Annotated in this window: 1 protein-coding gene; it reads right to left on the reverse strand. The window is 36.8% G+C overall.

What is annotated here, in order from left to right:
• Positions 1 to 288: hypothetical protein (locus KVT28_RS24905; protein ID WP_217550814.1), on the reverse strand; the 288-nt coding region annotated here is incomplete at both ends.

The raw sequence follows: 288 nt of genomic DNA on the forward strand, positions 1-288 counted from the left end.
ATCAATCACATCCTTTTTTTCTCTTAGCCCCTTACAACGAATTATCTCCGCACTGAATAGCGAACCACTGGCTCTTAACTCTTTATAATCCTCTCTGAGCTGCGCAACAACATCTATCGTGTGTTCCTGGCTTAAGGATTGATCAATAACTAATGATAAAAAGAGAGGGACGTTTTCTAAATAATCATTGAACTCCTCTCCTAATGCTACAGAAACTGTTTTAATCAGGGACTGATAGTGAGTGTTTAGTTCATTTACCTTATTCATATGAAAAGGTAATGTTTTTGG

The sequence above is a fragment of the Pantoea sp. GbtcB22 genome (assembly GCF_019091025.1).
Taxonomy (GTDB): Bacteria; Pseudomonadota; Gammaproteobacteria; order Enterobacterales; family Enterobacteriaceae; genus Pantoea; species Pantoea leporis.